At 71.0% G+C, this 26,985-nt stretch carries 22 protein-coding genes; 7 read left to right on the top strand and 15 right to left on the bottom strand.

Annotated features, from left to right (window positions below):
* Positions 1 to 4: 4 nt before the first annotated feature.
* Positions 5 to 880, bottom strand: a complete 876-nt coding sequence (locus tag K8F61_RS00415; protein WP_231820329.1) for a sulfurtransferase — start codon at positions 878 to 880, stop codon at positions 5 to 7.
* Between the two features lie 32 nt (positions 881 to 912).
* On the opposite strand from K8F61_RS00415, the gene K8F61_RS00410 reads away from it, so the two are divergent.
* From K8F61_RS00410 to K8F61_RS00400, 3 genes are read left to right on the top strand one after another with little or no spacing between them, the layout of a single operon-like run.
* Entirely contained in the window at positions 913 to 1,899 is a 987-nt protein-coding gene (locus tag K8F61_RS00410; protein ID WP_231820328.1) for a Gfo/Idh/MocA family protein, read from the top strand.
* A 9-nt stretch (positions 1,900 to 1,908) separates the two neighbouring features.
* Entirely contained in the window at positions 1,909 to 2,856 is a 948-nt protein-coding gene (locus K8F61_RS00405; protein ID WP_231820327.1) for an NYN domain-containing protein, read from the top strand.
* A gap of 13 nt (positions 2,857 to 2,869) precedes the next feature.
* Positions 2,870 to 3,832, top strand: a complete 963-nt coding sequence (locus tag K8F61_RS00400) for an epimerase (protein ID WP_231820326.1) — start codon at positions 2,870 to 2,872, stop codon at positions 3,830 to 3,832.
* Positions 3,833 to 3,857: 25 nt separating this feature from the next.
* On the opposite strand, the gene K8F61_RS00395 is transcribed toward K8F61_RS00400, so the two are convergent.
* The 4 genes from K8F61_RS00395 to K8F61_RS00380 are packed head-to-tail and all read right to left on the bottom strand — an operon-like array spanning position 3,858 to position 7,946.
* A complete protein-coding gene (locus tag K8F61_RS00395; protein ID WP_418888062.1) occupies positions 3,858 to 4,865 on the bottom strand; it encodes a sugar phosphate isomerase/epimerase family protein in 1,008 nt (335 codons plus the stop codon).
* Positions 4,862 to 5,956, bottom strand: a complete 1,095-nt coding sequence (locus K8F61_RS00390) for a Gfo/Idh/MocA family protein (RefSeq protein WP_418888093.1) — start codon at positions 5,954 to 5,956, stop codon at positions 4,862 to 4,864. The genes K8F61_RS00395 and K8F61_RS00390 overlap by 4 nt, the downstream gene beginning before the upstream one ends.
* A 56-nt stretch (positions 5,957 to 6,012) precedes the next feature.
* Positions 6,013 to 7,137, bottom strand: a complete 1,125-nt coding sequence (locus K8F61_RS00385) for a Gfo/Idh/MocA family protein (protein ID WP_231820324.1) — start codon at positions 7,135 to 7,137, stop codon at positions 6,013 to 6,015.
* Positions 7,134 to 7,946: a sugar phosphate isomerase/epimerase family protein gene (locus K8F61_RS00380; RefSeq protein ID WP_231820323.1), complete on the bottom strand. Its 813-nt coding sequence runs from the start codon at positions 7,944 to 7,946 to the stop codon at positions 7,134 to 7,136. The genes K8F61_RS00385 and K8F61_RS00380 overlap by 4 nt, the downstream gene beginning before the upstream one ends.
* 94 nt (positions 7,947 to 8,040) lie before the next feature.
* Between K8F61_RS00380 and K8F61_RS00375 the strand changes: the two genes are divergently transcribed.
* Positions 8,041 to 8,664, top strand: coding sequence for a TetR/AcrR family transcriptional regulator (locus tag K8F61_RS00375; protein ID WP_231820322.1), 624 nt, complete (start codon positions 8,041 to 8,043; stop codon positions 8,662 to 8,664).
* Here the strand turns inward: K8F61_RS00375 and K8F61_RS00370 are convergent.
* The 3 genes from K8F61_RS00370 to K8F61_RS00360 form a co-directional block, all read right to left on the bottom strand.
* The gene (locus tag K8F61_RS00370) at positions 8,651 to 9,646 is read right to left on the bottom strand and encodes an epimerase (RefSeq protein WP_418888061.1); all 996 of its coding nucleotides are present in this window, start codon (positions 9,644 to 9,646) and stop codon (positions 8,651 to 8,653) included. The two genes, K8F61_RS00375 and K8F61_RS00370, sit on opposite strands and share 14 nt — an antisense overlap.
* Complete coding sequence (locus K8F61_RS00365; protein WP_067249778.1) at positions 9,643 to 10,044, bottom strand: PLD nuclease N-terminal domain-containing protein; 402 nt, start codon at positions 10,042 to 10,044, stop codon at positions 9,643 to 9,645. Before K8F61_RS00365 ends, K8F61_RS00370 begins: the two co-directional genes overlap by 4 nt.
* 257 nt (positions 10,045 to 10,301) lie before the next feature.
* Positions 10,302 to 11,231: an aldo/keto reductase gene (locus K8F61_RS00360; RefSeq protein ID WP_231820321.1), complete on the bottom strand. Its 930-nt coding sequence runs from the start codon at positions 11,229 to 11,231 to the stop codon at positions 10,302 to 10,304.
* Positions 11,232 to 11,376: 145 nt separating this feature from the next.
* Here K8F61_RS00360 and K8F61_RS00355 point away from each other — a divergent pair, with 145 nt between their 5' ends.
* Both K8F61_RS00355 and K8F61_RS00350 read left to right on the top strand, forming a co-directional pair.
* Entirely contained in the window at positions 11,377 to 11,757 is a 381-nt protein-coding gene (locus tag K8F61_RS00355; RefSeq protein ID WP_231820320.1) for a VOC family protein, read from the top strand.
* 152 nt (positions 11,758 to 11,909) lie between these two features.
* Positions 11,910 to 12,938 carry an ABC transporter substrate-binding protein gene (locus K8F61_RS00350; protein WP_231820319.1) on the top strand — a complete coding sequence of 343 codons (1,029 nt, stop codon included), beginning with the start codon at positions 11,910 to 11,912 and terminating at the stop codon, positions 12,936 to 12,938.
* A gap of 66 nt (positions 12,939 to 13,004) precedes the next feature.
* Here K8F61_RS00350 and K8F61_RS00345 read toward each other — a convergent pair whose 3' ends face one another.
* The 7 genes from K8F61_RS00345 to K8F61_RS00315 all read right to left on the bottom strand — a co-directional run bounded on the left by K8F61_RS00345 (position 13,005) and on the right by K8F61_RS00315 (position 24,865).
* The gene (locus tag K8F61_RS00345) at positions 13,005 to 13,958 is read right to left on the bottom strand and encodes a sugar ABC transporter substrate-binding protein (RefSeq protein WP_231820318.1); all 954 of its coding nucleotides are present in this window, start codon (positions 13,956 to 13,958) and stop codon (positions 13,005 to 13,007) included.
* A 33-nt stretch (positions 13,959 to 13,991) separates the two neighbouring features.
* Positions 13,992 to 15,461: an FGGY family carbohydrate kinase gene (locus K8F61_RS00340; RefSeq protein ID WP_231820317.1), complete on the bottom strand. Its 1,470-nt coding sequence runs from the start codon at positions 15,459 to 15,461 to the stop codon at positions 13,992 to 13,994.
* A gap of 1 nt (position 15,462) precedes the next feature.
* Complete coding sequence (locus K8F61_RS00335) at positions 15,463 to 16,443, bottom strand: ABC transporter permease (protein ID WP_231820316.1); 981 nt, start codon at positions 16,441 to 16,443, stop codon at positions 15,463 to 15,465.
* A complete protein-coding gene (locus K8F61_RS00330; RefSeq protein ID WP_231820315.1) occupies positions 16,440 to 17,945 on the bottom strand; it encodes a sugar ABC transporter ATP-binding protein in 1,506 nt (501 codons plus the stop codon). The genes K8F61_RS00335 and K8F61_RS00330 overlap by 4 nt, the downstream gene beginning before the upstream one ends.
* Positions 17,946 to 17,968: 23 nt before the next feature.
* Positions 17,969 to 18,811, bottom strand: a complete 843-nt coding sequence (locus tag K8F61_RS00325) for a GntR family transcriptional regulator (protein ID WP_231820314.1) — start codon at positions 18,809 to 18,811, stop codon at positions 17,969 to 17,971.
* Complete coding sequence (locus tag K8F61_RS00320; RefSeq protein WP_231820313.1) at positions 18,808 to 19,629, bottom strand: tryptophan synthase subunit alpha; 822 nt, start codon at positions 19,627 to 19,629, stop codon at positions 18,808 to 18,810. The genes K8F61_RS00325 and K8F61_RS00320 overlap by 4 nt, the downstream gene beginning before the upstream one ends.
* Positions 19,630 to 19,903: 274 nt before the next feature.
* Entirely contained in the window at positions 19,904 to 24,865 is a 4,962-nt protein-coding gene (locus K8F61_RS00315; protein WP_231821585.1) for a DUF7507 domain-containing protein, read from the bottom strand.
* A 467-nt stretch (positions 24,866 to 25,332) separates the two neighbouring features.
* Here K8F61_RS00315 and K8F61_RS00310 point away from each other — a divergent pair, with 467 nt between their 5' ends.
* On the top strand, positions 25,333 to 26,736 hold the full coding sequence (locus K8F61_RS00310) for a GntR family transcriptional regulator (RefSeq protein ID WP_231820312.1): 1,404 nt from the start codon (positions 25,333 to 25,335) through the stop codon (positions 26,734 to 26,736).
* Positions 26,737 to 26,985 lie beyond the last annotated feature (249 nt).

The raw sequence follows: 26,985 nt of genomic DNA, 5'->3' as shown, positions 1-26,985 counted from the left end.
CCGATCAGCCCTCGAGCGGATCGTCCTCCGCCGGGTCCGCGCCCGTGGCCACGGGAAGTCCGGGCGTGTTCGACCACGCGCTCCACGAGCCCGGGTACAGCGTGACCTCGCGCCCGATGAGCGCGCCGGCGAGTGCCAGCTGCGCGGCGGTCACCCCGGAGCCGCAGTAGGCGGCGATCGGGATGTTCTCCCCGGCGCCGGCGACCTCGAACGCGTCCGCGATCTCCTCGGGCTCGCGGAAGCGCCCGTCCTCGGTGAGCACCTCGGCGATCGGCAGGTTCCGCGCGCCCGGGATGTGCCCGGCGACCGGGTCGATGGGCTCGGTCTCCCCGCGGTACCGCTCCGGGGCCCGGGCGTCCAGGAGCACGCCGGTCCAGAGGGCGACCTGATCGGTGTCGAGCACGTCGGCCGTGCCGGGCGATCCCAGCTCGACGTCCCCGGGGGCGGGGATCACCTCGCCCCGCTCCGTCTCTCCGCCGATCGCCCGCCACGCGGACAGGCCGCCGTCGAGCACCCGGACGTCCCGGAGTCCCGCGCGGGTGAGCGCCCACCAGGCCCGCGAGGCGGGGAGGGAGCGGGAGTCGTCGTAGACGACGACGCTCTCCTCGGCGCGCACGCCCCAGCGGCGCACGGCCTCCGCGAGATCCGCGTCCTCCGGCAGCGGATGACGCCCGTCGCGGGGATCCCCGTGCGCGGCGAGCTCGCGTTCCAGGTCCACGAACACGGCCCCGGGCAGATGCCCCTCCGCGTAGCGCTCCCGGCCGTCGTCGTGCCCGAGGCGGTAGCGCACGTCGAGCAGGCGGACCGGGGCGTCCGCGGCGAGGAGCTTACGCAGCTCGACGGCGGAGATCAGCGGGGAACCGGGGAGGGAGTCGGCCATGCTCCATTGTCTCAGCCCCTACGCTGGGATGCATGACCGGTCTTCGTTGGGGCATCCTCGCCACGGGCGGCATCGCCGCCGCCTTCGCCGCCGACCTGCGCACCGCGGGCCTGGACCTCGTCGCCGTGGGATCCCGCTCGCAGGACTCCGCCGACGCCTTCGCCGCCCGTTTCGGCATCCCGCGGGCACACGGCTCGTACGAAGCGCTGGCGGCCGATCCCGACGTGGACATCGTCTACGTCGCGACACCGCATCCGATGCACGCGGCCGACGCCCGCCTCGCCCTGGAGCACGGCAAGCACGCCCTCGTCGAGAAGGCGTTCACGGTGAACGCCGCCGAGGCGGAAGGGCTGCGCGCCCTCGCGGCGGAGAAGGGCCTGCTCGTCATGGAGGCGATGTGGACGCGGTACCTGCCGCACATGGCCCGGATCCGCGAGATCATCGCCGCGGGAACGCTCGGGGAGATCCGCGCCGTGTCCGCGGACCACACCCAGTCCCTGCCGACGGACCCCGCCCACCGGATCAACGCGCTGGAGCTCGGCGGCGGCGCGCTCCTGGATCTCGGGATCTACCCGATCTCGTTCGTGTGGGACGTCCTCGGGGCGCCGACCGCGGTGAAGGCCGTCGGACGGCTTCTGGACAACGGCGCCGATGCCGAGGTCGCCACCGTGATGACCCACGGGGGCGGAGCGGTGTCGACGACGCTGTCGTCCTCGCGCGGCGCCGGTGCCAACGCCGCCGCGATCGTCGGCACGAAGGCGCGGATCGAGATCGACCGCGTCTGGTACGCGCCGACCACCTTCCGCGTCACCGCCACCGACGGGACCGTGATCGAGGAGTTCGACGGCGCCGTCGACGGCCGCGGCATGCAGTTCCAGGCACGCGCCGCGGAGCGCTTCGTCACCGAGGGCACCCTCGACAGCGACCTCCTCCCCGTCGCCGAGAGCGTGGCCATCATGGCGTGCCTCGACGAGATCCGCGCCCAGATCGGCGTCCGATACCCCTCCGAGACCGCGTAGGAGCACCCCATGGCCGAGCCCCAGGACACCCGCGTCGCCGTCTACCTGGACTTCGACAACATCGTCATCTCCTGGTACGACCGGGTCCACGGGCGCAACGCGTACAACAAGGACCGGCAACGGATCCTGGAAGACCCGAACGACGCCGAGGTCGCCGAGAGGCTGTCCCGCGCGGCGATCGACGTCGGGGCGATCATCGACTACGCCTCCTCCTTCGGCACGCTCGTGCTCACCCGCGCGTACGCGGACTGGTCCTCCCCCGTCAACGCCGACTACCGCTCGCAGCTCGTCGCGCGGGCCGTGGACCTCGTCCAGCTGTTCCCCGCCGCGGCGTACGCGAAGAACGGCGCGGACATCCGCCTGGCCGTCGACGCCGTCGAGGACATGTTCCGGCTGCCCGGGCTCACCCACGTCGTGATCGTGGCGGGCGACTCGGACTACGTGCCGCTCGCGCAGCGGTGCAAGCGCCTGGGCCGCTACGTGATCGGGATCGGCGTGGCCGGCTCCACCGCCAAGTCCCTCGCGGCCGCGTGCGACGAGTTCGAGGCCTACGACTCCCTCCCGGGCGTCGCCCGGCCGCAGCCGGAGCCGAAGCAGGAGCCGAAGGCGGAGCCCAAGCGCACCGCCAGGACCAAGGCCGCGGCGCCGGCAACCGGAGGCAAGACGGCGCCCGCCGCCAAGACGGCGCCCGCTCCCGCCGACCCGCCCGCGCTCACCGACCAGGACCAGGCGACCAAGACGCTGGAGCGGGCGCTGCGTCTGGGACACGACAAGGGCGACGCCGACGAATGGCTCCACAGCTCCGCGGTGAAGACCCAGATGCGCCGCATGGACCCGTCGTTCAGTGAGAAGGCCCTCGGCTACCGGTCGTTCTCCGACTTCCTGAAGTCGCGGGGCGACCTGGCGGAGCTGTCCGAGGACGGGCACGAGCGCCTCGTCCGCCTCCGGGAGAGTTGACCGGGCCGCGACGATGACCTCCGACCGCGTGGTGATCGGTGGGGCGGGCGGCTTCCTCGGCACGCACCTGACGCGCCGGTACCGTGCGCAAGGCCGCGAGGTCGTCACGATCTCCCGCCGCGGAGCCGCCTCGTCCCGAGCCGATCTGTCCTGGGGCGACCGGGATGGGATCACTCAGGCCGTGGACGGCGCCGCGCTCGTCGTCGGGCTGGCCGGCAAGAGCGTGAACTGCCGGTATGACGCCGCGAACCGCGCGGAGATCCTCCAATCCCGGCTGGACACCACCGCGGAGCTTGCGGCGGCGATCCGCCGTTCGGACGCACCGCCGCCGCTGTGGGTGAACTCCTCGACGGCGACGATCTACCGCCACGCCGAGGACCGCCCGATGACCGAGGCCACCGGGGAGCTGGGAACGGGTTTCTCGGTCGAGGTCGCCCGAGCCTGGGAACGGGCGCTGTTCGACGGCCATCTGCCCGGAACCCGCCGCGTGGCGCTGCGCACCGCCATCGTCCTCGGCGACGGCGGCGTCCTCGGGCCGCTGCGCCGACTGGCCCGCCTCGGGCTCGGTGGCGCGCAGTGGGACGGGCGTTGGCCGATCGGCGCCGCGCGTCGTGCGGCCGGCACAGGGCATGCCCCCGGCGCCCGGCGGGGGCGGCAGCGGTTCAGCTGGATCCACATCGACGACATCGCGGGGGTCCTGGACTTCCTGGAGGCTCACCCGGAGCTGGAGGGCCCGGTCAACGCCTCGTCCCCGACGCCGGTGGACAATCGGACGTTCATGGCGGCGGTGCGCCGCTCCGTGGGCGCACGGATCGGCCCGCCCCTGCCTCGTGCGGCGCTGGAGATCGGCGCCTGGGCGATGCGCACGGAGACCGAGCTCGTCCTGAAGAGCCGCTGGGTGCGGCCCGATCGCCTCCTCGACGCCGGCTACCGGTTCCGGCACACCGACATCGAGGAGGCGGTCCGGGCCGCGTGACCGCACGGGACGCGGCGGACCCGGGCTACTGGTTCGAGAACGCGGCGTCGAAGGAGGCGGCGGGCTTCGGCCACAGCAGGGATCGCACGAACGTCACCGCTTCGGCGGCGCCGTGCAGCCGGTCCATCCCGGCGTCCTCCCACTCGATCGAGATCGGCCCGGCGTAGCCGATCGCGTCCAGGGCCCGGAACGCGTCCTCCCACGGCACGTCCCCATGCCCGGTCGAGACGAAGTCCCAGCCGCGGCGCGGGTCGCCCCAGGGCAGGTGCGAGCCGAGCACGCCGGCGCGGCCGTTGTGCGGGCGCATCCGGGTGTCCTTGCAGTCGACGTGGTAGATCCGGTCCGCGAAGTCGACGATGAACCCCACCGGATCGATGTTCTGCCACATCATGTGCGACGGATCCCAGTTGAAGCCGAACGCCTCGCGGTGCTCGATCGCCTCCAGCGCCCGCACGGAGCTCCAGTAGTCGTAGGCGATCTCGCCCGGGTGGACTTCGTGGGCGAACCGCACGCCCTCGCCGTCGAACACGTCCAGGATCGGGTTCCACCGGGAGGCGAAGTCCTCGAAGCCCGCCTCGATCACCTCTGCCCCGACCGGCGGGAACATCGCCACGTACGGCCAGATCGACGAGCCCGTGAAGCCCACCACCGTGTCCACGCCGAGCTTGCGGGCGACCCGGGCCGCGCGCTTCATGTCCTCGGCGGCACGCTGCCGCACCCCCTCGGCGTCGCCGTCTCCCCACACGTACTCGCGAAGGATGGCGCGGTGGCGGAAGTCGATGGGCGCATCGCAGACCGCCTGGCCCGCGAGGTGGTTGGACAGGGCGAAGACGGTCAGGCCGTGGCGATCCAGGATCTCCTTCCGGGACGCGACGTACGCGTCGTCCTCATCGGCGCGCTGGAGGTCGAGGTGGTCGCCGGACGCGGCGATCTCCAGGCCGTCGTACCCCCAGGAGGCGGCGAGGCGCGCGACCTCCTCGAACGGCAGGTCGGCCCACTGGCCGGTGAACAGGGTGACCGGGTGCGTGGTCATGACTTCTCCTCGGTGTCGGTGTCCTCGGTGTCGGTGTCCGTGGTGGTGCTGCCGGATGCGGCCGGCGCGAGCGTGACCCAGCGCCCGCCGCCGGCGGCGGACTCCAGGACGGCGGCGGTGACGACGGCGGCGCGGAGGCCGTCCGCGAACGTCGGCAGGCCGTCCGGCTCCGCGCCGCGCACGGCGGCGTACACGTCCGCCACGAACGCATCGAAGGCGTCCTGATAGCCCATCGGATGACCGGACGGGACGAGCGACAGCCCTCGGTCGCCGGGCATCCCGGGTTCGCGACGGATGAGCCGGGAACCGTTCTCCTCCCCGATCCACAGGCGCTCCGGGTCCTCCTGCTCGAAGCGCACGGAGGACGAGGTCCCATGCAGCTCGATGACGAGCCCGTTCTTGCGGCCCGGGGCCATCTGGCTCACCAGGAGGGTGGCGAGGGCTCCGCCGGCGAACTGCGCCACCACCGCGGCGATGTCCTCGTTCGCCACGCTCGCGCCCCCGCGCTCGCCGAACACGGTCCGGGTCCGCGCGCTGAGCGCGACGATGCGGTCCCCGGTCACGAACTCGACGAGGTCGCACAGGTGCGAGCCGATGTCCGCGAAGGCACGGGACGCCCCGCCCGCGGCCGCGTCGGCCCGCCAGTTCGTGTCGGTGGCCCGGAGCATCCAGTCCTGGAGGTACGCGCCGTCGATCGTGAGGATGGCGCCCGCCTCCCCGGAGGCCACGATCTCCCGGGCGCGGCGCACCATCGGGTGGTAGCGGTAGACGAACGGGACGGCGCCGACGAGCCCGGCGGCGGTCACGGCGGCGGCGAGCGCCTCGGCGTCCTCGACCGTGGTGGCCAGCGGCTTCTCGCACACGACGTGACGCCCGGCCGCGATCGCGGCGTGCGCCTGCTCCGCGTGCCGCGCGTTCGGCGTGCAGACGTGCACCACGTCGCAGGACTCCAGCAGGTCCTCGATGCCCGCGGCGGCCGCCGCGATGCCGAGCTCGCCGGCGGCCACGGCACCGCGCTCGGGACGCGAGCCCGCGATCACCGCGGTCTCCGCCCCCGCGGCGCGCGCCGCACGGCTGTGCACCGCCGCCATGAACCCGGTGCCGAGGAACCCCGCGCGCAGCCCGATACCGGAGAGCTTCGATCGCGTCACAGCGTCGCCTCGAACGGATCCCGGTCCTCCGGCACCAGCGGGATCTCGCCGACGGTGCTCTCCACGTCGACGAACCGCCCGCTTCCGACCGACTCCTCGATCGCCATCAGCGTGTCGAAGACGTGGTAGCCGAGCTCGCCCGTGGCGATGTGCGGCAGACCGCCCCGGATCGCCCTCGCCATGTCCAGCACGCCGAGGCCTCGACCGGCCTCGACGCCGACCCGCGGGACGGTGCGCCACTCCGGCTCGCTCCGCATCCCGGCGAGGGTGGGCACCGGCGTGATCCGGACCTCCCCGCCGAACGTGTTGGGATCCGGGATCACCATGGTGCCCTCGGTGCCGGTGATCTCGACGAGGCCCGTCCGGCCCAGCGGCGAGTCGAAGCTGAACACGCTCTGGCTGGTGGCGCCCTGCTCGAAGCGGGCGATCGCCTGGACGAGCGTGGGCACCTCCACGGGGAACTCCGCCCCGGCCCGGTCCCCGACCTGCACCGTCCGCACCTCGCGACCGCGCAGCCCGACCGCCGCCACGCTCGCCACCGCGCCGAGCACGTTGACCAGGGCCGTGACGTAGTACGGGCCCATGTCGATCACGGGTCCGGCACCCCGGGCGAAGAGGAAGTCGGGGTTCGGGTGGAAGACGTCCGGGCCGATGTACTGCATCGCCGTCTGCGCCGACAGGGGCGTGCCGATGTCACCCCGCGCGATGGCGCGGCGAGCGGTCTGGAGCCCGGGCCCGAGGACGGTGTCCGGGGCGATCCCCACGCGTAGCCCGGCGGCGTCGGCGGCGGCGAGCAGCTCCCGGGCCGCGTCGCGGTCGATCCCGATCGGCTTCTCGCTCCACACGTGCTTGCCCGCGGCGATCGCCGCCAGGCTCACCGGCACGTGCGCCGCGGGGATCGTGAGGTTGACGACGATCTCCACGTCCGGGTGCGCGAGCACCTGCTCCGGGGTGCCGCTCTCGGCCACCCCGTGCGTGGCCGCCTGCGCGGCCGCCCGCGCGGTGTCGATGTCGCCGAGGATCACCACGCGGATGTCCGGGAAGGAGGTGAGGTTCTCCAGGTACGTGTCGCTGATCATCCCGGTGCCGATGAAGCCGACTCCGACGGGGCCGGCGCTCATCGCACGCCCTCCGCGCGCAGGGCGTCGGCGCTGCGCGCGATCGCGTCGAAGAGGTCGCCGTCGTACACGTCGAACTCGATGACGGCGTACTCGGCGGCCGGGGCCGCGGCGAGGATCGCGCCCGTGTCGAGGTCGCCCTCGCCCGCGACGCGCTGATCGAGGGTCACCTCGGTGGGGTCGTCCGCGCGGAAGGGATCGGCGCCGATCACGCCGTCCTTCATGTGCAGGAGCCGGACCCGGTCGCCCAGGCGCCGGAGCAGAGCGGGGACGTCCTGCCCGCCGGTCGCCGCCCAGAACGCGTCCACCTCGAGGACGACGCGGTCGTCGAGGAGCCCGGCGAAGTGCTCCAGCGCGGGGACGCCGTCGATGTCGTGATGGAACTCCTGCGAGTGGTTGTGGTAGCCGAGCCGGATCCCGCGGGACGCGGCCTCATCCACCAGCCCGTTCAGCCGCTCCGCGGTCTTGGCGACCTCGTCGGCGCTCGACCAGCGCGGAGCGAGCACCATGGGGTCGATCAGGACCTCCACGCCGAGTGTCGCGGCGTCGTCGAGGATCGACGTGAACGGGGGCACCGTCACCACGTCGTCCCCGAAGCGCAGCTCGTCGGAGAGGAAGTTCGCGTGGCCGCTCGGTGCCGTCAGCCCCGCGGCGTCGTAGGCCGCCCGGAGGGCCGCGGCGTTGCCGACGAAGCCGAACGCCTCGACGTTGCGCACACCCAGCGCGGCGATGCGGTCGAGGGTTCCGGGAAGGTCTGCGGACAGGGCGTCGCGCACGGTGTAGAGCTGGAGGGAGAGTTCGGGAGATGTCATGCCGGTGCCTTCGTCGTCGAATATCCGAACCTCGACCAGAGGTCGGTTTTCATCGACGCTACACCCGAATCCGGAACAACGGTAGAGTTTCGCCATGTCCGATCCCGAGGGCGGCGCACGCCGCGGCAGCTACGCCAAGACCGAGCAGTTCCGGCTCGACGTGCTCGACGCCGCCCTCCGCGTGCTCGCCGAGGACGGCTGGGACGCCGCGACCCTCCAGCGCATCGCCGACGAGGTCGGGCGCTCCAAGCCGGGCCTGCTCCACCACTTCCGCTCCCGCGAGGGACTGATGCTCGAGATCGTGCGCCACCGCGACGAGGTGAACCGCCGGATGTTCCCGGCCGACGACGACGGCGGCTTCGGGGCGTCCCTCGCCCTCGTCGACCACAACGCCACCGTGCCGGGGCTCGTCGCCCTCTTCACCACCGTCGCCGCCCTCGCCGCCGCGGACACCACCGACACGGATCGACGGGCGTACTTCACGGAACGCTACCGCCGCACGACCGAGGGCTTCCGGCGGCGGATCGCGCGCGGGCAGGAGGCCGGCCTCCTCCGCGGCGACCTGAACCCCGACACGGCGGCGAGCCTGCTCGTCGCCGCCATGGACGGGCTGCAGATCCAGTGGCTGCTGGATCCGGGACTCGACATGACGGATCGGCTCCGGGCGCTGATCGACCTCTTCCGCCCCTCGCGGCCCGCGGACGTCAGCGGCGGGTGATGTCCGCCACGGCCTCGTCGAGCCGCGGGTAGCGGAAGCGGAACCCGGCGTCGGCGAGCACGCCGGGAGCCACCCACCGGCTCTTGAGCACGAGCTCCGACTCGGTGCGCAGGACCCACATCCCCGGCTCCAGCACGAACCGCCACGCGGGGATGCCGAACGGGGCATGGACGGCGCGACGAAGCGTGCGCATGAGGGTGCGGTTGTCCACGGCGTGCGGGGCCGCCATGTTCACGGGGCCGGAGATCTCGTCGTGGTCGCGCAGGAAACGGATCGCCTCGACGAAGTCCGCTTCGTGCATCCAGCTGAACATCTGCCGCCCGTGCGAGCGGACGTATCCGGGCGGAGCCGGCTCGGTCGGCTCCGGTCCGATCCCGCGGTAGCGGCGGTGCGGGAACCACCACCCGTCGATCTGCGGGCCGCCCGCCCCGAGACGGGCCAGCCGCAGGAGCATGGTCATCACCGGCGCGTCGCGACCGAGCACCAGGGAGGTGCGCAGGGCGATCCGTCGGGTCCCCGGCAGCTCGCCCTCGAACAGCGCCGCCTCCCACGCCCTGGTGACGTCGGGTGAGAAGCCGGTGTCGAGGGAGTCGTCGGCCTCGGTCTGCGGGCGGTCCAGCGCGTAGCGGTAGGCGGTCGCCGAGCTTCCGTTCATCCACACGGCGGGCGGCTGCGCGGCGTCGGCGATGGCCCGGCGCAGCGCCCGGGTCGTCTCCACCCGCGAGCGGAGGATCTCCTCGCGGTTGCGGTCCGTGTAGCGGCAGTCCACGCGCTTCCCGGCGAGGCCGATGACGAGCTCCGCCCCGTCCACGACGCGGCGGAGGGAGTCCGGGTCCGACCATCGGGCATCGGCCGTTCCGGAGCGGCCGATGGTGCGGACCTCGTACCCGTCGACGCGGAGGGCGTCGCGCAGCGCGGTGCCGAGGTATCCGCTGCCGCCGCCGATCACGGCGCGAGGACGCTGGGGCGGCAGGGCGCTCACGAGCCCGAGCCGTTCCCGTCCGAGGGCGTCCCGTCGCCGGACTCGCGGCGGCGCCGCTCGATCTCCGCGCGCAGGCGCCACTCCTCGATCTCGCGGTCGAGGTCGGCGATCTGCTGCTCCGTCGTCCGGGTGTCGACCGGCGCCGGCGGGACCGACGGCGCCGCGGGCGCGGCCGGGCCGCGCCGTTCGCCGCGCATCCGCGGGATGCGGACGCCGGAGTCGCCGTACTCGCGCCCGACGAGGAACCAGATGATGCTCCCGGCGAGCGGCAGGATGACCACGAGGATGATCCAGAACACCTTCGGCAGGTGCTTCACCTGCCCGTCCTCGCGCGTGATGATGTCGATCAGCGCCCCGATCATGAGCGCGAGCACCAACAGCGAGAAGAGGACCGCCATGCCCTCAGCCTAGCCGCGCCGCCCGCATCCCCGAGGAACCCCCGGCCGGATCAGGCATTCGCGCCAGAACAGGCATCCCACGCCCCCATCCGCCTGATCCCGCGCGTCCGCCTGATCCCACGCGGCAGCAACGCAGCACACACACGCCCCGCCAGATCAGGCACACGCACCAGAACAGGCACCCCACGCGCCCATCCGCCTGATCCCACGGGTCCGCCTGACCCCACGCGGGGCCGAGGCGGCGGTGGACGGGGGTGTCAGGGCAGGAGGTGGCCGGCGGCGCGGAAGAGCTCGTACCACTCGGCGCGGCTGAGCACGACGTCGGCGCCCGCGGCCGCATCCCGCACCCGCTGCGGCGTCGTCGTCCCGAGCACCGTCTGGAAGCCGCCCGGGTGGCGGGCGATCCAGGCCGTCGCGATGCCCGTCGGCGTGACGCCGTGCGCGGCGGCCAGCCGATCGATGACGGCGTTCAGCTCCGCGTACTCGGGGTGGCCGAGGAAGACCCCGGTGAAGAAGCCCGCCTGGAACGGGGACCAGGCCTGGATCGCGATCCCCTCGATCCGGCAGTACTCGACGATCCCCCCGCCGTCGATCACGGTACTCTGCTCGACACCCGCCATGTTCGCGGCGACCGGCTGCGCGATGATCGGCGCGTGCACGAGAGACAGCTGCAGCTGGTTCGCGACGAAGCGCTGACGCACCGCCGTGCGCAACAGGTCGATCTGACGCGGCGTGTGGTTGGAGACGCCGAACGCGCGCACCTTGCCGGAGGCCTCGAGCTGGTCGAACGCGCGGGCCACCTCGTCCGGCTCGACGAGCGCATCGGGGCGGTGCAGCAGGAGCACGTCCAGTCGGTCCGTGCCGAGGGCGCGCAGCGAGCCGTCGACCTGGCGCAGGATGTGCTCCGCCGAGAAGTCGAACATCCCCTGCTGCGGAACGATGCCGCACTTGGTCTGGATCGTGATCTCGTCGCGCTCGGCGGGGCTCAGCCGCAGCGCCTCGGCGAAACGCCGCTCGCAGGCGTGCATCTCGCCGCCGTAGATGTCGGCGTGGTCGAAGAAGTCGATGCCGGACTCCCGCGCCGCGGCGTACAGCTCGCGGATCTGCGCGTCCGTCTTGTCGGCGATCCGCATCATCCCCGCGATCACCGCAGGGGCCGTCCCCGTCCCGAATGCGACCTGTTTCATGCTCTCCCTCTCCTCGGCGTCCCGGCCCATTCTGGCGCGGGACGAGTCGTGACGCGAGGGCCGTTCCGGCGGGTCTGTCCCGTGTCGGTGCCCCGGCGTAGCGTGTGCGGCAGCGGGAGACGGACTCCCGCAGAGGAGGGCGAGCATGGACTGGAAGATCGAGCTCATCTTCGTGCCGGTGACCGACGTCGACCGCGCGAAGGACTTCTACGTGAAGATCGGCTTCCATGCCGACCACGACCAGGTCCCGTTCGAGGGGCTGCGGTTCGTTCAGATGACTCCTCCGGGATCGGCCTGCTCGATCGCGTTCGGCACGGGCCTCGGGCTGGACCTCGAGCCCGGTCGCCAGAACACGATCCAGGTGGTCGTCCCCGACGCCGACGAGGCGCTCACGCACTTGCGCGGACTCGGCGTCGAGGCGGAGGGCGTCGACGAGCAGGCGTGGGGCCGGTTCGTGCGCTTCGCCGATCCGGACGGCAACACCTGGACGCTGCAGCAGCGCCCGGACCGCTCGGCACAGGTCTGACCCATCCGGGCAGGCCCGGCCGGAGAGGCGCCGGGAAGCGGGCTGTCGGCAACGCGATTGACGTTGTCCGTTCCGCGGAACCGACGGTGGTTACCGTCGAGAGGCGAAGCTCCGCCTCCCCGTTCTGTTGCTCCCGCGTCCCCGAGGTCTCCATGTCGATCCGTTCCGCTGTCGCTGCCGTCGCCGCCCTCGTGTGCGCCCTCGTCCTGACCGGATGCGCCCCGTCCGCACCGACCGAGGACGGTGGCGAGCGACGCGTGTTCGCTGAGCCTGAGGCCGGTGCCTACCCGGTGGAGATCGACCACGCGTATGGGACGACAACCGTCCGGGCGCAGCCCCAGCGTCTCGTCGTGATCGGCTGGAGCGGGGCGGACATCGCCATCCAGCTCGGCACGGTACCCGTCGCGCAGGGCATCGCGGCCGGCGGCGAGAGGGAGTACTACCCCTGGGTGGAGGACGCGATCGAGGAACTCGGTGCCCCGCTCCCCGCGGTCGACGCGTCGTTGGAGCGCGGCGAAGTGGATCTGGAGTATGTGCTCGCGCAGCGACCCGACCTCATCGTGGCGATCAACTCCGGCATCACGGAAGCCGAGTACCGACGTCTGACGGAGATCGCGCCGACGATCGCCTTCCCCGGCACAGCCTGGGCGACCTCCGTGGACGAGCACATCGAACTCATGGGCGCTGCCCTCGGGCGCCCCGCTTTCGCCGTAAGCATCCGGGAGGGCGTCGAGGACCGAATCGCCGAGACGGCCGCGCGCCATCCGGAGTTGTCCGGGGTGAGCTACGTGCAGGGGTTCGTCCCGACGGACGACGGCCAGCTCGTCCTCTTCGGGACGGCCGACGCGCGCAGCACGGTGCTGGCAGGGCTCGGGCTCCGACAGCTCGACGAGACCGTCGCCCTCCAGCACCGCGCCGGCGATCCGAGCAGCTTCACGATCGGCCTGGAGGAGCTCCTCCCGCTGAAACCGGACGTCTTCGTGACCTTCGCGGAGCACGACGTCTGGCGGGAGGCGGTGACGGCGCACGCGGCGTTCGCGTCCTGGGATCCGGTTGCCCACGAGCGCGTGGCCCTTCTGGAGGACCGCATGGTGGGGCTGGCGCTGTCCACGGCGACCCCGCTCGGCATCGACTGGGGAATCGATGCCGTCGCCGAGACCGTCTCTGCGGCCCTCGACTGACGGGATGCGCGGCGAGACCGCGCGCGTCCTTCCGGAGAAGGACGCGCGCGGTCTCGTCGACGGGCCTCAGTCCTGCCCGGCGTTGTCCTTCGTGACGAGCGTCCCCGGAAGCTCGTACTGCGTCTTCTCCGGCGCGGTGCCGGCGGCGTTCGCCTCGATCAGATCGGCGACCTGCGCCGCGATCGACTCCCAGTCCTGCTTCACCGTCGCAGTGAACGGGCCGCCCTTCGCCACCTCGGCGAGGGCGAAGTCCTGCCCGTCGATGCCGACGACCGGGACGCCGGTGACGCCCGCGGCCTGCAGCGCCTGCGTGGCGCCGAGAGCCGGCTCGTCCCAACCGCCCCAGATGCCGGTCACCGCGTCGCCATGTGCGGAGAGGAGATCCTGCACCGACTTGCGGGCGTCGTCGACGGGACCGGGCACCTCGACGTGCTTGGACTCGAGGATCGTGATGCCCGCCTTCTCGAACACGGCCTTCGCACCGGCGGCACGCTCCTTGACTCCGGGGTGCGGGTCATGCGTCAGCATGACGACCGCGCCCGTGCCGCCCATGGCCTCGATCAGGGCGTTCGCGCTCTGCTCGCCGAGGTCGGTGTTGTCGCTCGTGACGTTGGCCGCGATGCCGTCGGCCTCGGCGGCGTCGATCGCGAACACCGGCACGCCCGCATCCGCCGCGGACTTCAGTCCGAGCGAGACCTGGGTGGGGTCCCCCATGCCGAGCACGATCGCGTCGGGCTGCTGCGCCGCAGCGTTCTGGAACGCGCTGTTGAGCTTGTTCATGTCGCCGGCGGTGTCCTCGACGCTGACCTGCCAGCCCCGGGACTCCGCGTCCTCGCTGAAGAGGTCGATGACCTCCTTGGTGGACGCGTTGCTGAGGTACGGCGTGACGACGGCGATCGTCATGGCGGCGTCGCCGCTGCCCGCCGAGCCGGCCGACGCCGGTCCGGAGCAGGCGGTGAGGGCCAGGCTCGCGGCGGCGACGATGCCGCCGATCAGCGCGAGGGTCCTTGTCTTCTTCATCGTGGATGCCTTTCGTGGGTGGGTCGGGACGGATCAGCGATCGCGGAAGGTCGGGGCGAGCGCGTCGTACAGGGCACGGTGGACGGGGATCAGACGCTCGTATGCGGAGGACTGGGCGGACGGTCGCGTCACGGTCCCGGCGTCGAGCGTGCCGAAGAGCGGCTCCGGCCGGGTCGGCAGTCCGAGGACGGCCCCGACGGCCCGGATCGCGGAGTGCGTGCCCGGATCCTCCGCCTCACCGGTGACGATCGTCGCGCCGAAGACGTCGGCGAGGATCTGCCGCCAGGCGGGGCTGGATGCCGCCCCGCCGACGAGCGGGATGCGGTGCTGGGCCATGCCGAGCTCGTCGCTGGCGTGGCGCAGCGCGAGAGCCACGCCGGTCAGCACCGCGAGGTGGAAGTCGATCGGCTGTGTCGCCTCGTGCACGCCGACGAACGCCCCGCGGAAGTCGGCGTCGCGCACCGGGGTCCGCTCTCCGGCGAGCCCCGGCAGGGCCAGCGGTCGGACGCCGAGCGCCGTCGGATCCGCCATACGGTCTGCCGCGAGCGCGTCGACCGCCCGGAAATCGAGCCCGGGGAGGAACGTCCGGCGCGACCAGTCCGCCGTCGATCCCGCCGACTGCACGGCACCGATCCGCAGCCGGGTCTCCCATCCGGGCATCACGAGCGAATGGATGGGCGACGGGACCGCGGCCGGGTCCGCCTCGGTGACCGCGGCGAGCCAGCCGGTGGTGCCGAGGTAGACGTAGGCGTCACCCGGTGCGACGCCCACGAGGCCGTCGGTCGCCGAGCCCGCGTCGCCCAGGGCGTGCACGACGGGGATCCCGGCGCGCACGCCGAGCTCCCCCGCCGCCGCCGTGCCGACGCCGCCGATCAGCGCGTCGTCCGACCCGGCCCCCAGGAGCACGGGGAGCTGTTCGGCCCTCGCTCCCGTCGAGACGAGGAGCTCGGTCAGCCACGTGCGGCGGGACACGTCGAGCAGTCCGGTGGTCGACGCGGTCACGACGTCGCAGGCCGCGACGCCGGTCGCCCGCCAGGCGATGTATCCGGGTGCGCCGAACAGCAGGTGCTCGGCGCCGTCCAGACGGTCCGGGTCGTTCTCGGCGAGCCAGGCGATCTTCGCCGCGACGTTCGTCGGGTCCTGGTGGTTCCCGGTCCGCCCCTCCCAGTCCCCGTGCGCGGCCCGCAGTCGTGCGTGCGCGGCGCCGGCGCGGGTGTCGGAGTAGAGGAGCACCGGGCCCCGGGCGCGCCCGCGGGCGACCGTGATCAGATCCTGCATCTGGCCGGTGACGCCGATCGCGTCGATCCGAGCGCCCAGTCCCGTCTCGGCGATGACCGCGGCGGCCGCCGCCCACCAGTGGTCCGCATCCTGCTCGGCGCGCCCGCCCGGTCCCGTCACGGTCGGGTACCCGGCCTGTGCCCGGGCGAGGACCGTGCCGTCGGAGGACGCCACGGCGAGCTTCACGCTCGAGGTGCCGAAGTCGAGACCCGCGATGACGGTCACGTCAGCGGCGCTTCCTGCTCAGACGGCTGAGGCTGACCGCCAGGACGATGATGAGACCGGTCAGGATCTGCTGCACGTAGCTGTTGACCTGCATGATGTTGAGGCCGTTGCTCAGGACCCCGACGATCCCGAGGCCCACCACCGTCCCCCCGATCGTCGGCTGGCCCGCCCGGGAGAGCGTGATCCCGAGGAACACCGCCGCGATCGAGGACAGCATGAACGGATCCGCGGCGGACGGGTGCGCGGAGGCGAGCCGTGCGGTCAGGACGATGCCCGCGAGCGCAGCGCCGAACCCGGATACGAGGAACGCGGAGAACCGCACCGCGCGCGTCTTCACCCCGGACAGTCGCGCCGCCTCCGCGTTCCCGCCGACCGCGTACCAGCTGCGGCCGATGACGGTCTTGGACAGGACGAACCAGACGATCAGGGCGACGACGACGGCGATGACGACGGGCACCGGGATCATGCCGAGCCTGCCCTGCCCGAGCCAGACGAACGCGTCCGGGAGACCGAAGACGGTCGTGCCGCTGGAGAGCAGCAGGGCGAGCCCGGAGAACGAGGTCATGGTGGCGAGGGTCGCGATGAAGGCGGACAGCCCGAGGTAGGCGACGAGGAACCCGTTCACGGCGCCGGCGATCACGCCCGCGCCCAGGCCGATGAGCACCGCCACCGCCGGGTGCATCCCGCCGACCAGCAGTTGTGCGGTGATGACGCCGACGAGGCTCGCGAGCGATCCCACGGACAGATCGAAGTCGCCCACCACCATGACCACCGTCTGCACGGCCGCGATCATCGCCAGGATCGCGACCTGCTCCAGGATGTTGGTGAAGTTCAGCGGCGTGAAGAACACCTGCGGCTTCATGGCGGCGAACAGGACGATCAGCCCGACCAGGCCGATGAGGGTTCCGTAGGAGGCCAGGCGCGCGGGGAGCGCGGCACGCCGCGGCGTCGTCGCCGTGGTCGTCTCGGTCGTTGTCATCATGCGGACTTCCTGTAGCAGAGGTGGAGGATGGACTCTTCGGTGGCGCCCGCCGCCGGGACGACTCCGGTGAGTCGTCCTTCGTGCAGCACGGCGATCTCGTCGGCGAGGCCGAGCAGCTCGGGGATCTCGCTCGACACCACCAGGACGGCCACGCCCTCGTCGGCGAGCCGGCGGATCAGCTGGTAGATCTCGGCCTTCGTGCCGATGTCGATGCCGCGGGTCGGTTCGTCCAGCAGCAGGACGCGGGGGCGGCGTTCGAGGTACTTCGCGAGGACGACCTTCTGCTGGTTGCCGCCGGACAGCTCGTCGACGGGCTGGCGGATCGAGGTCGCCTTGATCTGCAGCTCCGTCGCCCGGCGCTGCGCCGTCTCCCGTTCCCGGGCGCGGCTGAGCACCCCGAGGGTGCTGAGCGCACGGAGGTTCGCGAGGGCGATGTTCGCCTGCACCGAGTCCGTCATGACCAGCCCCTGGCTGCGGCGCTCCTCCGGCACGAGGGAGATCCCCGCATCCATGGACGCGCCGAGCGAGCGCCCGGTGACGTCGGCGTCGCCCAGCCGGACCGTCCCTGCTCGGGCCCGCTGGGCCCCGGCGACGATCTTCAGCAGCTCGCTGCGTCCGGCTCCCGCGAGCCCCGCGATCCCGAGCACGCGACCGGATCGCGCCTCCAGCGTGACGTCCCGCAGCGTGTACCCGGAGAGCCCCTCGACGCGCAGGACGACCTCGCCCGGAGCGTCGGACCGGGGCGGGTACACCTGTCCGTGCTCACGCCCGATCATCGCCGAGACGACGTCGTCGGTGTCGGTCTCCGCGATGGGCTTCGTCCACACGTGGCGCCCGTTGCGCATGACGGTGGCCGTGTCGGCGAGCGCGAAGACCTCCTCCAGGCGGTGCGAGACGTAGAGGATCGCGGTGCCGGCGTCGCGCAGCGCGCGCAGCACGCCGAACAGCTGCTCCGTCTCCGTGTCGGTGAGGGCGGCCGTCGGCTCGTCGAGGATGAGCACGCGGGCGTCCCGGGCCAGTGCCCTCGCCAGCGCGATCATCGTCTGCTGGACGGCCGACAGCTCCCCGACGGGGACGTTCAGCGGGATCCGCTGCCCGAGGCGGGCGAGCTGCTCGCCCGCGTCGCGGTCGAGGCGGCGTCGGTCGACCAGCCCGCGGACCCCCGGCGGCCGCATGCCGAGGAAGATGTTCTCGGCCGCCCCGAGCGTCGGGACGAGCGTCAGTTCCTGCGGCAGAGCGACGACACCGAGCGCCTGCCCGTCGCGCACGGACTTCAACGACCGCGGCTGTCCGTCGACGAGGAGCTCGCCGGCACTCGTCGCCGTCGCACCGGAGAGCATCTTGATGAGCGTGGACTTCCCGGCCCCGTTCTCGCCGAGGAGGGCGTGGATGCTGCCGGCGTGGAAGTCGAGGGTGATGTCGGACACGACGCGGACGGCACCGTAGTCCTTGCTGAGTCCGCGGGTGCCGAGCACGGCGGTCCGTGTGAGCGTTGACGTCATCGTCATCTCCTGTCGTGAGGGCGTCAGCGGCTTCCGCGCATGAACGGGAGCGAGCTGTCCGCGAGGGCCGTCGCGTCGCGGGAGAGCACCAGCGACAGCCCCCCGTCGTTGGCGTGGCGTTCGGCGGACACGACGACCGTGTCCCCGGCCGTCAGCGCCCGGTCGTCCAGGACCGGGATGCCGTCCGAGCTGAAGGTCAGCCGGGACGAGAGCAGGGCGGACTCGCCGGTCCTGCGTCCGAGGAGCCGGGCGGACTCGTCGTCCAGGCTGGTCGCCTGCACCGTCTCGTGCGCGCGCTCGACCCGGATCCCGTGCGCGTCCTGGAGGACGTCGTAGAGGGAGCGCTCCACGAGCTCGTCCGGCTCGACCCCGCGCGCGAACTCGGGCGGCAGCAGCGAGGTCTGGAGGATGAACGGCACGCCGTCCACGAAACGCAGTCGCACCAGCTCGACGGCCTCGGGCGCGGGCAGCCCCATCCGCTGCTGTTCGAGCGGCGAGATCTCGATCGGCGCGAATCCCAGCACCTCGGTGCTCAGGCGTCGCCCCGACGCCTCGACCTGGGCGGCGAGGCTCGCCAGCCGGCCGAGCGGGAGATGGAACGGGCGACTGCGCACGTACGTGCCCTTGCCCTGCTCGGTCGTCAGCAGGTCCTGCTCCGTGAGGAGCTGGATCGCCTGGCGGACCGTCATAAGCGTGACCCCGAAGCTCTCGGCGAGCTCCTTCTGCGCGGGCAGGGTCTCCCCGGCGGTCAGCTCGCCGTCGGTGATGGCGAGGGTGATCGCGCGGGCGATCGCCACGTACTTCGGCAGTCCGTCGTTGCGGCTGAACGAGATGCGCTGCGGACTCCAGGTCCCCTCCACCGTCATCGGATGACCTCCTCCGCGCTCCGCAGCGTGCGGCCGACGAGGGCCGGTGCGACGGCGTCGACGAGCGCGGTGACGGCCCCGGGCCCCTCCTCCGCAGCGCGGACGAGCTGGGTGCCGATGATCGCGCCGTCCGCACCGGTGGCCATGAGCGACTCGACCTCGTCGGGCCCGCGCACCCCGAAGCCGACGCACACGTGGTAGCGACGCTCGCCGAGGGCCTCGGCGAGCTCGGTGAGCCGCTCCTGCGCCTTCGCCGGGTTGAAGACGCCGCCGGTGCGGAGGTCGGCCGACTGGAGGTAGATCACGGGCTCGTCGATCGCGCTCGCGGCGAGGAGCGGCAGGTCCTCCTGCCGGTAGAGGAACAGCACGGGCTCGATCCCCCGCGCCTGCGCCTGCGCGCCCAGGGCGAGCTGTTGTGCCATGGGGTGCTGCGGGAGGAGGTAGGCGTCGATGTCCGCCGCGACGAGTGCGTCGAAGAACGCGTCCGTGGCGATCCCGTCGAACGTCGAGGCGTAGGCGAGGGCGACGATCGTGTCGTCGTCGGTCGACCGGCTGCGCGCGGCCAGCTCCAGGGCCGCGGGGATCCCGTCCAGGTGGGCGGACGCGCGCTCGGCGGCGGCCTGGATGAGGGGGCCGTCCAGGGCAGGGGCCGGGCCGGGCATGCTGACCTCGAGAGCGTCCAGGCCCGCGTCGAACGCCGCCTGCGCGACGCGGCGGAACTCGTCCGGCGCCGGGAACCCCGCGGGCAGGAACCCCATCAGCATTCCGCGCCGTTCGGAGGCCAGCTGCCCCAGCCGGCGCTTCAGTCGCGTGACCATCGTTCTCCCTCGAACCAACTCTTCTAGAGTACTAGATCACCATAGAGGCAAGAACGCCCGGGCACAAGCGGGACCACGACATGCCTCCTTCGACACGAGGTGCCACGTCGAATCCACCTCGCCGAACGCTCGCGGGATCTCCCGCCGCCCGCATCCCGGCGGGGGCCGGTCAGGCACCACGACCGCACGTGCCTGCGTTGGCGTTCCGCACCGTGGGCACAAGCAACCGTGGGGCGCGAGGAGAAGTCCCGCACCCCACGGTGCTACCGGAGTTTCAGCCCGCCTGGCCGGAGACTCTGCGGCGGGTAAACACCACGGCGGTGATGCCGGCGGCGAACAGGAGGCCAGCCAGAGCAAGGAGTCCACCGCTGATCTCACCCCCGGTACGCGGCAGGTCGACGCCGGGGTCGTCGGCCGATGACGGCGTGCCGACCGACCAGGCCGATGGCGGCGACGACACGGGCGCCGGATTGCTCCCCGCCACTTCACCCGTACCGGTCGCGACGTTCTTCAGCGCTGCTCCGGTCAGGTCCTCCTGCTGCACGGTGTATGTGGCGGTGCAGACGATGCTCTGGCCGGGAAGTAGCATGGCCGCCTCGTCCGGACAGATGACCGCGGAGAGCACGCCGTGCCCCGTGAAGTCGCCTTCCTCCACTCCGACGTGGGTCAAGGTGACGTTGCCGGTGTTCGTCAGGCGGAACGAGTAGGTGATGACCTCGCCCGCCTTCGTCACTTTCGTCCTGTCCGCGCTCTTGACCAGTGCGAGACCCGGCTGAGGATCCTGCGGGATGCTCACCCCGGAGGGGGCCGAGGACACCGGCTCTCCGCCGCCGGGCGGCGTTCCGGTCGCGATCGCCGAGTTGGTGAGGGCGCCGGCGTTGACGTCCGCTTGAGTGACCGTGTAGGTCGCGGTGCAGGTCACCTGCTCACCGGGTGCCAACGACGCGGCGCCATCCGGGCACGTGATATCGGACAGCGCCCCCGACCCGCTGAAAGAGCCTTCGTCGACAACCACGTCGGTGAGGGTCGTGTTGCCGGTGTTGGCGACGATGAACGAGTAGGTGACGGTCTCGCCGACCACGAGCTCGGTCTTGTCGGCCGACTTCACCAGGGTGAGGTCGGGTTCGCTCGCCGCCGGGATGGTCACGTCCGACGGAGCCGACACGACGGGATCCCCGGACGGCGAAGTGCCCGTCGAGCTCGCCGTGTTGGTGATGCCGCCCGCGTCGACGTCCGCCTGCGTGGTCTCGTAAGTCGCCGTGCAGGTCACCGATGCCCCCGGGGCAAGCGACGAGGCGTCATCGGGGCACGTGATCTCGGAGAGCTCGCCGGAACCGCTGAAGTCACCTTCTGTGACGGTGACGTCCGCCACCGTCACGTTTCCCGTGTTGGTCACCGTGAAGGAATAGGTGATCGTCTGGCCGGGCGTGGTGATGGTGTCGGTGTCGGAGCTCTTCACCAACGCGAGACTCGGCTGCGCGTCCGCGGGCACCGTCACCTCGGACGGATCAGACGCGACCGGATCACCGGTCGGCGACGTACCGGTCGCAGTCGCGCTGTTCTTCACGGAGCCACGGTCCACGTCCGCCTGCGTCACCACATACGTCGCCGTGCACGTCACCGACCCACCCGGAGCGAGCGACGCCGCCTCCTCCGGACACGTGATCTCGGACAGCTCCCCCGAACCACTGAAGTCACCCTCCTCGACACCCACATCCGTCAACGTGACATTGCCCGTGTTCGTGACCACGAACGAATACGTGACCGTCTCCCCAGCCACGAGCGAGTCACGGTCGGCAGACTTCATCAGGCTGATCCCGGGCTGCGCGTCCGCGGGCACCGTGACGTCGGACGGATCAGAGGTCACCGGGTCGCCGGTCGGCGGCGTACCGGTCGCAGTCGCAGAGTTCTCGATCGACCCTCGATCCACGTCCGCCTGCGTCACCACGTAGGTCGCCGAGCATGTGATTTGGTCGCCGGGCGCGAGCGACGCCGCCTCCTCCGGACACGTGATCTCGGACAGCTCCCCCGAACCACTGAAGTTCGCTTCATCGACCGTCACGTCAGTGAGCGTGACGTTACCGGTGTTCGTGACAGTGAAGGAGTACGTGATCTCCTCTCCGGCCACGAGCTCGGTCTTGTCCGCCGACTTCACCAGGCTGATCCCGGGCTGCGCGTCCGCGGGCACCGTGACGTCGGACGGATCAGAGGTCACCGGGTCGCCGGTCGGCGGCGTACCGGTCGCAGTCGCAGAGTTCTCGATCGCCCCTCGATCCACGTCGGCCTGCGTCACCACGTAGGTCGCTGTGCACGTCACCGACTCACCCGGCGCGAGCGACGCCGCCTCCTCCGGACACGTGATCTCGGACAGCTCCCCCGAACCACTGAAGTTCGCTTCATCGACCGTCACGTCAGTGAGCGTGACGTTACCGGTGTTCGTGACAGTGAAGGAGTACGTGATCTCCTCTCCGGCCACGAGCTCGGTCTTGTCCGCCGACTTCACCAGGCTGATCCCGGGCTGCGCGTCCGCGGGCACCGTGACGTCGGACGGATCAGAGGTCACCGGGTCGCCGGTCGGCGGTGTACCGGTCGCGGTCGCACGGTTCTCCACGGAGCCACGATCCACGTCCGCCTGCGTCACCACGTAGGTCGCTGTGCACGTCACAGACTCCCCCGGTGCGAGCGACGCCGCACCTTCGGGGCAGTCGACCGCCGACATCTCCCCGGAGCCGGTGAAGTCGCCTTCCTCGACGACCACATCCGTCATCGTGACATTGCCCGTGTTCGTGACCACGAACGAATACGTGACCGTCTCCCCAGCCACGAGCTCGGTCTTGTCGGCAGACTTCGTCAGCACCAGCGACGGATTCGGATCCTGCGGAATCGTCACATCAGACGGAACCGAGGTCACCGGATCACCGGTCGGCGACGTACCGGTCGCGGTCGCAGAGTTCTCGATCGACCCTCGGTCCACGTCCGCCTGCGTCACCACATACGTCGCCGTGCACGTCACCGACCCACCCGGAGCGAGCGACGCCGCCTCCTCCGGACACGTCAGCTCGGACAGCTCCCCCGAACCACTGAAGTCACCCTCCTCGACACCCACATCCGTCAACGTGACATTGCCCGTGTTCGTGACCACGAACGAATACGTGACCGTCTCCCCAGCCACGAGCGAGTCACGGTCGGCAGACTTCGTCAGCACCAGCGACGGATTCGGATCCTGCGGAATCGACGCCTCCGAGGGATTCGAGATGACCGCTGGCCCCCGTGGCGGGTTGCCCGTCGACGTCGCTGAGTTCTCCACAGATCCCCGGTCCACGTCCGCCTGCGTCACCACGTACGTCGCCGTGCAGGTGGTCGAGTCACCGGGCTGGAGGCCGGTCTCGGGGCAGGTCACGGCGGACATCTCACCGGAACCGGTGAACTGCCCTTCCTCGACCCGCACGTCGTCGAGCGCCTGGCGGCCGACGTTGGTGACAGTGAACGAGTACGTGACCGTCTCGCCCACCACCAGTTCCTCCTTGTCCGCGCTCTTCTCGAGCGCGATCCCGGGCAATGGCAGGATCGTGCAGCTGGCGCGGTCGTCATCGCACGAAGGGGTCGTCGGCGGATTGTCGGGATCGTAAGGGGTGTCCGACGGGAACGCGACGTTCGCCACGTTCTTGTCTCCGCCGTCCTTGAGGATGACGTCGTAACTGATGACGACCCTCTTGCCGGCGGGAAGCGCCCCGTCCCACGCGAGCAGCGAGCCGTTGAGGGTGGGCGGATCGACGTCCTGTCCGTCGATCGTCGCCTTCAGCGAACCCTCGACGAGGTCGCCGTCATCGAGGACATCGGAGAGGTCGTCGAAAACCACCGCGGGGTTGGCGTCGGTGTAGTCCGCTGTCCCGGAGTTGGTCCCGTCCACCTCGTAGCTCACGGTGTCGCCGACGCGGGAGGTGTCATCCCCCGTCGACTCCTTCTCCACCACCAGCGCCGGCTCACTGTAGAACTCGACGGTCGCGCAACCCGGCAGGTCCAGACCGACGTGCGCAGTGATGTTCTCGGCGCAGTTCTCGTACGGCTTCGGCGAAGGATCGCTACCGCGAGGGGTCTCCGAGGTGACATCGACGGTGACCGTACAAGAGGACTCGCCCTTCGCAAGCTCTCCGTTCGCCACCTCCACCGCCGCGCCGCTCGCGGGGGCCATGACGTCGGCGGTGCAGGTCCCGCCGACGTTCGCCGGGTCGGCGATCACCAGACCGTCGGGAAGCGTGTCGGTGAAGCTCCACCCCTTCTTCGCGGCGAGATCGCTCGTATTCGTCACCGTCAGCGTCAGCGTGGAAACGCCCCCGGTCGGAACAGACGTCGGCGAGAACGACTTGTCCAGCTGCGGAGTCGCGTCCACGAGCCGCGCGTTGTCGTAGGCGAAGTCGTTGCCCGCGCTCGAACCCGTGAGGTTGCGCATCCGGAACACCATGTCGTCCGCGTCGTCCGCGCTGACGAGGTAGGACCCATCGGAGAAGTAGTGGCCGGCCGCCACATATCCGCCGCCGCTGCCCCAGCCTCCGAGATCGGGGGACGTGTAGTAGGAGACGCCGTCATCGGTGCAGGCGCGGATCGGGGAGCTGTTGAGGGGGAGCTCTTGTCCTTCGGAGACGAGGAAGAAGTTCAGGCGCGAGTTGTTCTGGCCCCCGCGGTAGGTGCACGAGACCTCGGCCACATCGATGGACGCCGTGAAGAACCGGCTGTCCTGCTCCTGCAGGTTCAGCGGGGAGGATTCGAACACGATCGCATTAGACGGGCCGTCCACGGCTCCGGTCCACGCCGTCACGGCATGGTTCGTCCGTGTCTCAGCCGTCGAACCGTTCACCGGCTGAGCAGGATCCGAACTCCCTTGGACCCCCGCGTTGACCTGGCCGAGCACATCCGCGAGCCGTCGGATGTTGGCCTGAGAGGCGTTGCCCGTCGTGCAGTATCCCGAGGGGAACACCGTTCCGTCGTACTGGAGGACCGCACCGTTGCACTGGTCCGTGCGCACCCAGTACGGGTCCGACTCGTACCTGACTCCCGTATCGTTCTGATAGTCGGCGAGACTGATCGCGGTCGCGCCGACGCCGTTCTCGAAGTCCTCGTCGAACGCCACAGACGGATCCGACGGCGTCCCGGGGTTGCCCGGCTGGGCCTGCGCCGGGGCGGCCGCGAGGGCTCCTCCCGCGACGGCCGCGGTCGCGACGAGCACCATCGCCGTCATCACGCCCATCGTCTTCGAAAACAGGCCCGGCCCTCTCCGCCTCCACCGCTTCATTGTCATCTGGTCCCTCCGGGTTCTGCCGCCGAGAGCCCTGGTCCACGGACGGGCGCTCCTTGTCTGCGTTCGGGCCGGCGAGGCGACGACGGCATCGTCGTCCCGAAGGACTCCGATGACCTGCCACGCCGGTTGCGAACACCAAAAACCTAAGTGCTTCCTGAATGCCCAGCAACCCGAGGAACACTTTTTGTACGCCAGATTGGTACACGCAGACGTTCGCGGGCGAGCATCTCAGGGGAACGATATCGCCGCACAGGCGTGTACTCTCGTCGATACATGGCGGATCATGTCGACACTTTGTACGCCAGATCTGCGAAGACTGTTACGCGTCATCGCTGAGTCGGATCCCGACACGAGTCCGGTGGGCTCCGAGGCAGTCTCACGCTCCGGCACGGAAAGGCGGCTGCAGGATGGAATCGAACCGAACGGACGCCCCTCTCCCGGCCGACATGCTCCCGAGTCTTCGCGATGACATCGTCTCGGGGGCGCTTCCCAACGGGACTCCTCTCCGTGAGGAAGCGGTCGCCGCCCGTTTCGGCGTGAGTCGCACCCCCGCGCGCATGGCTATACACTGCCTGATCCGGGAAGGCGTGCTCGACAGGGAGACGCATCACAGCGCGGTTGTGCATACGCTCACGCGCACGGAGGTCACCGATCTCACGGAGATGCACGAGTGCCTGGACCTGATCGCTGTCCGCCAGGCGGCCGTGCGGCGGTCCGAGGCCGACCTGAGACGGCTTCGCGCCGACGTCATGGCGGCGGGCCGTGCAGAAGCGGCGGTGGACCCGCTCGCCGTTATGAGGGCGGGTGGCGAGTTTCGCCGTCACACGTATCACGCGACCGGGAATCGGCCCCTCTGCAATGTCGAGGGCGCGTTTCGCACGAGAACGAGGCGACTGATCGCGCTCAGCGAGGCGCAGGCCGTGTCGCCCGCGCAATCCTTCCGTCGACTCTTGGCGGCGTTCGAGGCGCGAGACTCGGAAGCCGCGGAGAGCGTCATGGCGGATCTTCTCAAGAGGATCCGTCGCACCCGCCCCGAGCACGTCCTCCCCCGCATGGACGAGGACATCGCCGACACGCTCTCCGCGCCCACCGTGCCCTCCGCGCCCGAGCCCTCCGTCGCATCAGAGCCGTCTCCCGCCGACGTACTCCGCGTCGTCAGCCTCCTTCGCGAGCAGATCATCGATGGCACGCGTGCGCCCGGCGAAAGACTGGGCACACGGAGAGTCGCCGCAGAGCTCGGAGTGAGCCGTGCAGTGGCCGTCGACGCGCTGGAGCTCTTGAGGCGCGAAGGCCTTGTGACGACGGCGACCGCACGTTCTGCGGCGCGCGTTCACGTCCCCTGTCTCGAAGAGTCCGACGACCTCCTCGATGTCGTCGCGACGATGACCACTCGCGCCGCACGCATCGCTGTGCAACGCCCGGCGACGGAGGAGTACCGTCGACTCCACGACATCCTGACTCAGGAGAAGGTAGCCTGGCTGAACAATGACAGCGCTCTGATCGAGCACATGTTCGCGTTCCGGCGTCACATTCTCGCGATGGCCGACAACAAGGCCTTTCTCGAAGCCGATGAGCTTCTGAACGGTCGCCTCCGCCTACAGTTCGCCACAATCGCCTTCGAACCACTGGTGTTGCGCGGCCACCAGCTGCTCTATGGGGCGATCAGCGCCCGCGACCCGGCGCTCGCGGAGAAGATCCACCGGGAGACACTCGGTCGCATCGATCGCCGCGGGAGACTGCTGCAGACCGACGGCGGGCCGCTCCGTCCAGCCGTTTCGGAGATCCCGGGCCCGCCTGCGTCTCGTGGGTGAGGCGGTTCGCCCCCCCCCGAGAGAGGAGTCGCTCGCGGATTCGACGACCACCCCAGGTCACGCGTCAACCCCGACCGGGCGATACGGGTGATCGCGGTGGCCTGATCCGGATCGAGCCGGACACCCCTGAACTTCCGGAAGACATGCCGCGCCACCAACCGCGCAGAGAAGGCCGACCCAGTCTTGTCCTCATCTCTCACCCGTCTCGCGAGCGTCACTGACGAAGATGGCTTGCATCGTCGGACAGGA

This window comes from Microbacterium resistens (genome assembly GCF_021172025.1).
GTDB classification, from domain to species: Bacteria; Actinomycetota; Actinomycetes; order Actinomycetales; family Microbacteriaceae; genus Microbacterium; species Microbacterium resistens.
Note: the sequence above shows the minus strand (reverse complement) of the source record. Positions and strands in the feature narration are given on the sequence as shown.

Bases quoted from the DNA above. Each gene is read 5' to 3' on its own strand.
- K8F61_RS00385 (WP_231820324.1), bottom strand. From the start codon at position 7,137: ATGAGCGCCGGCCCCGTCGGAGTCGGCTTCATCGGCACCGGGATGATC.
- K8F61_RS00330 (WP_231820315.1), bottom strand. From the start codon at position 17,945: ATGACGTCAACGCTCACACGGACCGCCGTGCTCGGCACCCGCGGACTC.
- K8F61_RS00380 (WP_231820323.1), bottom strand. From the start codon at position 7,946: ATGACATCTCCCGAACTCTCCCTCCAGCTCTACACCGTGCGCGACGCC.
- K8F61_RS00405 (WP_231820327.1), top strand. From the start codon at position 1,909: ATGGCCGAGCCCCAGGACACCCGCGTCGCCGTCTACCTGGACTTCGAC.
- K8F61_RS00310 (WP_231820312.1), top strand. From the start codon at position 25,333: ATGGAATCGAACCGAACGGACGCCCCTCTCCCGGCCGACATGCTCCCG.
- K8F61_RS00325 (WP_231820314.1), bottom strand. From the start codon at position 18,811: ATGACGGTGGAGGGGACCTGGAGTCCGCAGCGCATCTCGTTCAGCCGC.
- K8F61_RS00395 (WP_418888062.1), bottom strand. From the start codon at position 4,865: ATGACCACGCACCCGGTCACCCTGTTCACCGGCCAGTGGGCCGACCTG.
- K8F61_RS00400 (WP_231820326.1), top strand. From the start codon at position 2,870: ATGACCTCCGACCGCGTGGTGATCGGTGGGGCGGGCGGCTTCCTCGGC.
- K8F61_RS00360 (WP_231820321.1), bottom strand. From the start codon at position 11,231: ATGAAACAGGTCGCATTCGGGACGGGGACGGCCCCTGCGGTGATCGCG.
- K8F61_RS00375 (WP_231820322.1), top strand. From the start codon at position 8,041: ATGTCCGATCCCGAGGGCGGCGCACGCCGCGGCAGCTACGCCAAGACC.
- K8F61_RS00355 (WP_231820320.1), top strand. From the start codon at position 11,377: ATGGACTGGAAGATCGAGCTCATCTTCGTGCCGGTGACCGACGTCGAC.
- K8F61_RS00335 (WP_231820316.1), bottom strand. From the start codon at position 16,443: ATGATGACAACGACCGAGACGACCACGGCGACGACGCCGCGGCGTGCC.
- K8F61_RS00345 (WP_231820318.1), bottom strand. From the start codon at position 13,958: ATGAAGAAGACAAGGACCCTCGCGCTGATCGGCGGCATCGTCGCCGCC.
- K8F61_RS00390 (WP_418888093.1), bottom strand. From the start codon at position 5,956: ATGGCGGCGGTGCACAGCCGTGCGGCGCGCGCCGCGGGGGCGGAGACC.
- K8F61_RS00365 (WP_067249778.1), bottom strand. From the start codon at position 10,044: ATGGCGGTCCTCTTCTCGCTGTTGGTGCTCGCGCTCATGATCGGGGCG.
- K8F61_RS00410 (WP_231820328.1), top strand. From the start codon at position 913: ATGACCGGTCTTCGTTGGGGCATCCTCGCCACGGGCGGCATCGCCGCC.
- K8F61_RS00350 (WP_231820319.1), top strand. From the start codon at position 11,910: ATGTCGATCCGTTCCGCTGTCGCTGCCGTCGCCGCCCTCGTGTGCGCC.
- K8F61_RS00415 (WP_231820329.1), bottom strand. From the start codon at position 880: ATGGCCGACTCCCTCCCCGGTTCCCCGCTGATCTCCGCCGTCGAGCTG.
- K8F61_RS00315 (WP_231821585.1), bottom strand. From the start codon at position 24,865: ATGACGGCGATGGTGCTCGTCGCGACCGCGGCCGTCGCGGGAGGAGCC.
- K8F61_RS00320 (WP_231820313.1), bottom strand. From the start codon at position 19,629: ATGGTCACGCGACTGAAGCGCCGGCTGGGGCAGCTGGCCTCCGAACGG.